This is a genomic window from Xanthomonas sp. A1809 (assembly GCF_017746015.1).
GTDB classification, from domain to species: domain Bacteria; phylum Pseudomonadota; class Gammaproteobacteria; order Xanthomonadales; family Xanthomonadaceae; genus Xanthomonas; species Xanthomonas euvesicatoria.
In genome coordinates, this window is sequence record NZ_JAGHWZ010000025.1 from 340 (window position 1) to 9,566 (window position 9,227).

The 9,227-nt window shown below is 67.4% G+C and carries 3 protein-coding genes; all 3 read right to left on the minus strand.

Features of this window, described 5'->3' with window-relative positions:
• On the minus strand, nucleotides 1-6,458 hold a 6,458-nt coding region (locus J7396_RS21475), incomplete at its 3' end, for an ESPR-type extended signal peptide-containing protein (RefSeq protein WP_244669804.1).
• Between the two features lie 538 nt (nucleotides 6,459-6,996).
• A complete protein-coding gene (locus J7396_RS21480) occupies nucleotides 6,997-8,880 on the minus strand; it encodes a S8 family peptidase (RefSeq protein ID WP_209262087.1) in 1,884 nt (627 codons plus the stop codon).
• Nucleotides 8,881-8,982: 102 nt separating this feature from the next.
• Nucleotides 8,983-9,227: YadA-like family protein (locus J7396_RS21485; RefSeq protein ID WP_209262088.1), on the minus strand; the 245-nt coding region annotated here is incomplete at its 5' end.

Genomic DNA, 9,227 nt, shown 5'->3' on the forward strand with positions numbered 1-9,227 from the left:
TCGGCATTGACGCGGGCATTGCTGCCGATGGCGGTGTCGTTGGGACCATGCGCATACGCGCTGCCGCCAATTGCAGTACCGGTGACGTGGTTGGCCACTGCTGCCGTACCGACTGCCGTGGACGTGGCCGCCGGCGTGATGCTGCCGTCCATTGCGGCGGTGGGCGTGCCCTGCACCGCGGCCGTTGCATTGCCCGCAGTGCTGGCGACATTGCTGGACATATCGCTGACCGCAGTCGCCGCCACTGCCGGTACCGTTGCGGTGCGCAGCGATGCGGTGCGTGCGGCGGTGCTGGTCGGCGTGCTGCCACTGCGTGCATCCAGCTCGCTGACCTTGCTGTCCAACGCCGTCAATGCCGCACCGACATTGTTGTAGCTGGCCCCCTGAATCACGTAGGTCGGCGCAACAAATACGCCTTGCGCACCGATCGCCGCACCGCCGCCGAGGAAGCTGGCCGCATTGCTCAACGACTGGAACAACTGGCCGCCATTGATCGCATCGGTGCTGGCACTGGCAATCGTGCCCGCACCCACATTGACGATACGGCGCGTGGCCGGGCCGCCGCGGCCGTCGCCGCTGCCCACCGACACCGTATTGGCATCGTAGGTGCGCGAGCCCGAGCCCAATGCCACCGAATCGGCACCGCTGGCGCCAGCGTTGGCACCCAGTGCCACGGCATTGCTGCCGCTTTCGCGCACGAAGGAGTTGTAGCCCAGCGCAACGCCGTTTTCGCCGATGGAATTGGTCTGCCGGCCCATCGCGGTGCTGTTCACGCCGCTGGCGCTGCTATCCACACCCATTGCGCTGGCACCGGTGGCCGAGGCACGGCTGCCGGAGGCAACCGCCACGCTGCGTGCGCCACTGGCGGTGGCGCCGGCACCTGCCGCCGTGGCGCGATCGCCAGTGGCCGAGGCCACGCCGTCGCCGGTGGTCTTGAGCATGCCGCTGGTGGTCTGCACATCGGCCGCCAGTGCATCCAGTTGCCCCTTGTTGACCGCGTCGGTGGCCGCCTGGCCGGCGCTGACGTTGACGATGCGGCGCGTGGCCGGACCACCGCGGCCATTGCCGCTACCGATCGACACCGTGTCGGCTTCGTAGGTGCGCGAGCCAGACCCCAGTGCCACCGAATCGGCACCGGTCGCACCCGCATTGGCACCCAGTGCCACGCCGTTGACCGCGCTCTGGCGCACGAACGAGTTGTAGCCCACCGAGACTGCATTTTCGCCGATGGCATTCACCTGACGACCGACGCCGGTGCTGTTGATGCCGGTCGCCGACGCATCCACGCCAACCGCACTGGCGCCGACCGCATCGGCGCGGCTGCCGCCGCCCAATGCCAGGGTGTTGTCTGCAAGCGCCGCTGCGCTCTGGCCCAAGGCGCTGGCATTGACGCCGTCGGCATAGGAATTCCAGCCGATGGCGGTGGTGTAGTCCGCGGTGGCCCAGGCACCGGCACCGAATGCCGCTGCGCCCGTGCCGGAGGCACGTGCCGGGATGAACCCGAAGAACGTGCTGCCGCCCACGGCCACGCTCTCGTCGCCGGTAGCTTCGCTGAATTCGCCGACGGCGACGGCGCTGGCACCGGAGGCCAACGCAACGGCGCCGACGGCGGTGCTGTAATCGCTCGACGCGACCGCGCCATAGCCCAGTGCCGACGACAGGCGGCCGGTCGATTCGCTGTAACCGCCGAAGGCGGCGCTACCGACATTGGATGCGGTACTGCGGAAACCCGCAGCGATGGCCTGATTGTCGGACGCCACCGCTTCGCTGCCCAGCGCTGTGGTGTAGGTCGAAATCGCCTGCGCGCCTGCACCATTTGCCGTGGCGCCGATATCGCTGGCCAACGCGTTGCTGCCGACCGCGCTGCTGTTTTCGCCCAGCGCCTGGGCATTGCTGCCCAGCGCTGCCGCGCCGGTGCCGCCAGCCAATGCGCCTACGCCCACGGCCGTGGCGTTCTCCACCACGGCCTGCGCGCCCGCACCCAATGCGGTGGTGCCGGTACCGGTGGCATTGGCACCCTCGCCTGCCGCCAGCGCGTTATCGCCCTCGACGTAGGCACCTGCATCGCTATCGGCGCTGCCGCTGGCCTGGAAGTATTTGCTCGTGGCTGCGCCGGCTTCGGCAACGGCGTTGAGCTGGTCCAGATTCACGGCGTCGGTGCCCTGCGTGCCGGCCGCCACGTTGGTGATCTGGCGCTCGTTGCCGGCACTGCCCACCGACACCGCGAAGTCGCGATCGGCCACCGAATCGGCGCCGAGCGCCACGCTGCTTTCGCCGGTTGACTCGGCAAAATTACCCAGCGCCGTGCTGTTGAGACCCGGCGCCCACGCCGCGCCACCGACGGCAGTGGAGTAATCGCCGGAGGCTTCGGTCGGCAACAGACCGAGCAAGGCGCCGCCGACCGACACGCTGTGGTAGCCGCTGGCCACACTGCCCTGGCCGGCGGCAACACTGTAGGCACCCGTGGCGGCCGCATCGCCGCCCACGGCGACGGTATTGGAGCCGCTGGCAGTGCTGAAATTACCCAGCGCGGTGCTGTTGAAACCGCTGGCGCTGGAATACCCGCCCAAGGCGGTGGAGTAGTTGGACGTCGCCTCGGCACCGAAGCCGAATGCCGCCGCGCTGGTGCCGTTGGCAACGCTCTCCGCGCCGACGGCAGTGGCCGATTCGCCGCTGGCGCTGGCGAAATAGCCCATCGCGGTGGATTCGCTGCCCTGCGCTTCGCTCAATGCACCGACCGCCAGCGCGCCATCGCCATACGCACCGGCGGCGGCGCCGAGTGCGGTGCTCTGCGCACCGGCCGCTTCGCTTTCGCCACCCACGGCCACGGCATAGTCGCCGCTGGCCTGGCTGAAGGCGCCATTGGACACGCTGCCAAAGCCGCTGGCCGCTGCGTTGTAACCGGCCGCATTGGCGTATTGCGCAGTGGCGCTGGCGCCGCTGCCGATGGCCACCGCACCGATGGCGGTGGCCTGGCTGCTGGACCCGAACGCACTGCTGTAATCGCCGTCGGCCGTGGCATTGGAGCCGGCGGCGGTCGCGTCTTCGCCCTGCGCATCGGCGGTGCCGGTGCCGGTGCCGGCGTACAGGCGCGCGGTGTTTTCAGCGGCGCCAGCCACGGCGTTGAGCTGATCCAGGTTCACCGCATCGGTGCCCTCGGTGCCGGCCGCAACATTGGCAATCTGCCGCTCGCTGCCGACTGTGCCAACCGACACCGTGTTGGCGCGATCGGCGAGCGAACCTGCACCCAGCGCAACGCTGTTGTCGGCAGGTGTATACGCACCGCTGCCGAGACTAATGCTCTGCTCGCCCGAAGCATTGGATTGCCAGCCCAGCGCGACACTCTCGGTACCAAGCGCAAAGGACTGGCTGCCAAGCGAAGTGGTGCTTGTCCCCACCGCGTTTGCGTAAGTGCCCAAGGCGGTTGACGAATAGTTGTTCGCCCGCGCACTCGCGCCCAGCGCTGTACTGTAGTAACCATCGGCCAAACTTTCGGTACCGATTGCGGTGCTGTTAAAACCCCGCGCAACACTGGCGGAGCCCAGCGCTGACGATGCGACACCGCTGCTGATACTTGCCTGGCCGATCGCCGTTGCATCACGCTCATTGGCGACACTGAAACCGCCGATGGCCGTACTGGAATCCCCCGACGCCATGCTGACGATACCCAGCGCGGTAGCGTTGTTAGCAACAGCACTGCTGTTGTTCCCCACTGCCGTGGCAGAAGAGGCACTGGCGCTGGCGTAGTTACCAATGGCCGTGCTCATCTCACCGGCCTGGCTGCGCGCGCCGAGCGCAATGCCCTGGTCGCCTTCAGCCTGCGCTTCCCAACCCAGCGCAATGCTCTCATCGCCGGTCGCCCTGGATTGGCCGCCGAGCGAAATGGCACGCGGACCATATGCATTTGCGTAGGTGCCCACCGCAATCGAGCCGGTATCGGCCGCAGCCGCATTCGCGCCCACTGCCGTGCTGTTGTCACCGTAGGCGAGACTTTCGGTACCGATGGCGGTACCACCGTCACCCCACGCCACACTGGCAAAACCCAGCGCGGTCGATGCAGTTCCATTGCCGATGGTTTCGTAGCCGATCGCCGTTGCACCGCGCCCATTGGCGATGCTGGTGCCGCCCACGGCGGTGCTGAAATATCCCGATGCGTTGCTGTCACCGCCGAGTGCGGTGGCGTAGTCATCGCCGGCACTGCTGTTGAAACCGACTGCTGTGGCATTGGCGATGCTGGCGTTGGCATTGCTGCCGACGGCCGTGGTGCCCAGCGCAGCGGCCTGACTGCTCGCACCGAGCGCAATGCTGTCATCGCCCGACGCGTTGCTGGCGCCGCCCAGCGCAACGGTGCGCTCGCCGAAGGCGCTGCTGTTTGCGCCGATCGCCGTGGATGCAGTGCCGCCCGCCGCGGCATTGGCGCCGAAAGCAGCGCTGTCGGCACCGAAGGCCACGCTTGCACCACCCACGGCGGTACTGGTGTCGCCGAATGCCACGCTACCCACACCCAGTGCCGTGGCGTCCGCGCCATTGGCGATGCTCTCGTAACCCAGCGCCGTCGCGCCGCTGGCGGTGGCCTGGCTCGCGCCGCCCACTGCGGTGCTGGCATCGCCCGAGGCGCTGCTGTTGCCGCCAAGCGCCGTGGTGTTCTGCGCCACCGCAGTGCTGTTGAAGCCGACTGCCGTGGCGTTGTCGGTGGTGGCATTGGCGCCACTGCCAACGGCAGTTGCACCCTGCGCAGATGCCGCGCTGCTGGAACCCAGCGCGGTGCTGTAGTCGCTGTCGGCCAATGCGTTGGAACCGGCAGCGACGCTGTCGATGCCTTGTGCGATCGCAACGCCATCGCCGGTTGCGACGAAGGAGCGCGCAGTGGTGGACGCAACATCGGACACCGCAGTGAGCTGATCGAGATTCACCGCATCGGTGCCCTCGGTACCTGCCGCCACATGGGTGATCTGGCGCTCTGCGCCATCGGCACCCACCGACACGGTATTGGCGCGCGTGGCGACCGAGTTGGCGCCCAACGCCACCGAATTGGCGCCGCGGGCAGTGCTGTAATAGCCCAGCGCCGTGCTCAGTTCGCCGCTCGCCCACGATTCCGGACCCACGGCAGTTGCGCCTTCGCCCGGTGCATACGCGAAGTAGCCCACGGCGGTGGCTTCGGTGCCGGAGGCTTCGCTGAGCGTGCCCACTGCCGTGGTGTAGGCGCCTGATGCGATCGCACCGGCGCCGAGCGCGGTGGAGGCTTCGCCGCTGGCCTGGGTCTGCACGAAGAAGCCCAGACCCGGGATGTAATCGACCGGACCACCGACCGCGGTGCTGCTGGTGCCGCTGGCGCTGGTCTGCGTGCCCACGGCGGTGGCGTAATCGCCTGCCGCATTGGCCACCGCACCGAACGCGGAAGACTGCGTACCGGCCGCATAGGCACCGACGCCGAACGACGAGGCGGCGAAACCATCGGCATTGGCGCTGGCGCCGACTGCGGTGCCGCCGACGCCGGCACTGGTGGCGCCGGTGGTGACCGGCACGCCGCCGTTGGTGACCAACGGCTCGCCGTCTTCGTCCACGGCAGCGCCGCCCACCGCCACGCTCGCCGGACCATTGGCCTGTGCGTTGTGACCGAATGCTGCGCTGTTCTGCCCGGACGCGAGCGCGTTTGCGCCCACTGCAGTGGCGTTGTTGGCTACCGCATTGGCACCGGTTCCCAGCGCCGTGGTCGCCGTGCCGACGGCATTGGCGCCGTCGCCGGCAGCCAGGGCGCTGTCGCCGTCGACATACGCGCCCACGCTGTCTTCGCCCGGAGAGGCCTTGAAGAACAGCGCGGTGTCTTCGGCCACATCGGCCACGTCGCGCAATTGCGCCACGTTGACCGCATCGGTGGCATTGACGCCGGCAGTGACGTTGGTGATGCGGCGCGTGGCCGGGCCACCGCGGCCATTGCCGCTGCCCACCGACACCACGTCGTCTTCGTGGGTGCGCGAGCCTGCGCCCAGCGCCACCGAATTTGCGCCGGTCACGCCGGCATTGGCGCCGAGCGCCACGCCGTTTTCGCCGCTCTGGCGCACGAAACTGTTGTAGCCGATGGCCACGGCGTGTTCGCCGATCGCATTGGTCTGGCGACCGATCGCGCTGCTGTTGACGCCACTGGCGCTGCTGTCGGCGCCGGTGGCCACGGCACCGGTGGCGCTGGCATGGCTATTGGCGCCGATGGCGGTGGCCTTGCTGGCCGTCGCCGCGGCGCCGCGGCCTACTTCCACCGATTGCGCATTGGCAGGAAGCGGCGTGGCCAATCCGGCGCCACCCAGCGCAAGGGCGATGGCGGCGGCCAGTGCCAGGCTCTGGCGGCGATCGATGAATGCGGCTGAGGCCACCGCTCCGGGGCTGTCGCCGCTGGCCAATTCCGAGGCTACGGCCCACACGCCAAGCGATTTGTTCCAGACCTTGCGATAAATCCGATTCATCGACGCACGACTCCTGAGTTGTTGGACTGGTTTTTGTGGCGAACACCCGGCGGCAGAAGGCGTTCCAGCCTGCAGTGACCGCAGTGATTCGCGCCATGGGCCTTGCGGCGGAGCGGCTCGCGCCTGCTTCCTGGATAGTCAAAAAGTGAACGCTACCCAACCATAGAACTGAGCGGAGTGTTAACAGCCGTCATTTCGGGCGTCAAGTTTTTGACAGAAAGCGAAGAGAAGTGCGCGATTGATCACACTTCGGCTTGCTTTTATTAGATTTTTGATAAATCTTTGGAAAACAGCGACCTAGATCATGTCCTTCGAGACATTTCAGGGCTGAATAGGCGGAACTGGAAAAGACAAAAAAACCCGCTGGCAGGACGCCAGCGGGCTTGGTTGCGCAAAATGCAGGGGTGGCCGGTCAGATCTGCGGCCAACATGCCCCACAGCCAGCATGCGCGGTCGATCGGCGCGCGAGGTGGCCGTGTTTCAGGCGTTCACCGCCAAGGAAATGACGATTTCGCCGAACCGATGGCGACGTGTCGGATCATTGGCGCGCCAGCAGGCTCACCGCGTCGAAACCGCTGCCTTCCAGCTTGAGGATGTAGGTGCCGGCACGCGGCGCAGTGAAGCGCACCGTCTGGCTGGTGCCGCGACGCGTAGACGCCCCGTCGTTGTCGGTGGCGGTGGGCTCGCGCCCGAATGCCACGTACAACCCCGCCTGGCCGCTGCCGCCGAAGCTGATGAAACTCAGCACCGCACCCGCCTGCGCTTGGAACGTGAACACCCCCGCATCGCCCGACAGATTGGAGATGCCGCTCTGGACCACGCCATTACGCAGAGGCTGCGCATCCACCTGACACCCCACATCGCCCCTGTCGCAGCGACGTAACGCGCGCGCAACTGCGGCTCCGGCATCCACGATGCCGGCCCCTGCCGGCGTTGCCACCGGAATCGACACCGGGAATGCGCGCGCAGTGCGCTTGAGCAGGCTCTCCATTGCGGCCGGCGACAACGGCGGTTTGCCGTCGGCGATCAATGCGCTCTGCACCAATGCGGCGGTGCCGGCCACATGCGGCGACGCCATCGAGGTGCCGGCGTAACGCGTGCCGCCATAGGTGAACTGCCCGGAGGTTGGTGTGGTTTTGCCGGTGTAGAGGGTTTGCCAAACAAAACTGCGGACCGGGCCATCGTTGGTGATGAAGGACATCGAGCTGCCGCCCGGGCCGGCCAGGTCGATCTGACGGCCGAAATTGCTGTAATCGGCAAGCGCACCGGTTGCGCGTGTGGCGGCAACGGCAATCACATTGGCGCAGTTGGCGGGAGTCGTCGTCGATACATCGGCCGTTGAATTACCCGCCGCCACCACCACGGTGGTGCCGCGCGCCACTGCGCCATCGATCGCGGCCTGCATTGCCGAACCGCATGCGCCGCCACCGCCCAGGCTCAGGTTGATCACTTCGGCCGGATCGCGGTTGTCCGGTACGCCATCGACGTGACCGCCGGACGCCCAGACGATGGCATCGGAGATGTCGGAGAGTCGCCCGCCGCAGTGCCCGAGCACGCGCACCGGCAGCACTTTCGCCCTGTAGGCGACGCCTGCCCCGCCAATGCCGTTGTTGGTGGCTTCGGCAACCGTGCCGGCCACGTGCGTGCCGTGCCAGCTGCTGTCGCTGGCCACCGAGAACAGCCCGCAGTCGCCGTCTTCGGCGATCCAATCGCCGAGGTCCAGTGCGCCGGGCACACGCTCGGCCGTGGCGCGACGCGAGAAGAACGGGTCGGTGATGAAGTCGTAGCCGGTGAGCAGATTGCCGGCCAGGTCCGGATGATCGGGCAGGACGCCGGTATCCAGTACCGCCACCACCACGCCTTCGCCCTGCGTTGTTTTCCAGGCTTGGGCGACGTCGATGCCACCCACCGGGTCGATGAGATGCCATTGATTGGTTTGCAGCAGCGGATCGTTCGGCAATGCGCCGCTGGTTTGCAGCGGATACATGCGCAGATCCACCTGCGCCGATTCGACCGCCGGGTCTGCGCTCAATTCCTGCACAAGCCGGTCGGCATCGGCACGACTGAGCTGGGCAGGCAATTTGATCAGTTCACCGCCCGCGGCAAGCGTGCGCAGATAGGTTGGCGCTGCGGTGGCACTGGTGCGTGCGGCAGGCGCAAGACGGACGGATGCGCGCGAGGCGGCCGCACTGACTGCCGCCGAGGCACTGCGGCCGATATCGCGCGCGGTACCGACCTGCCCGCTGCGGTAGCGGACGATGATTCTGTCAACCGGCGCATTGGCCATGGCCTGTTGGCGTTGGGCACTGGCTGCTGCCGCATCGGCGTTGGCGTTGGGGTTGGCGGCCAACGCTGTACTGCACGACGCCGCCAGGACACAGCAGGCAAGCACAAGGACCTGCGTAGAAGAACTCTGGATCACGATGGGATTCCTTCGAGGTGAGTGCGAAAGGGCATGACGAAGAAAGCGCGCCGCCCGGCGACGGGCGGCGGGAATGCATGCGACCGCGTGGCCGTGCTGCGGCTACCAGCCGAAACCAGCGCCCAGCCCAACCGATCGGTCATCGCCGCTGAGTGCGCCGCCCACGGTGAGGGTGGCGCGCGGGCTGATCGCACGCTGGTAGCCCACCGACAACGCCGACTCGCCGTTCTGGAAACCGACGCCGGCACCGATGCGGTTCTGCGAGGCGATACCGGCCACGCTGGCGGACATGTTCAACATCGCCGAGCTCATCGCGCCCTGGCGATCCAGGCGACGGTTCTGCCGGC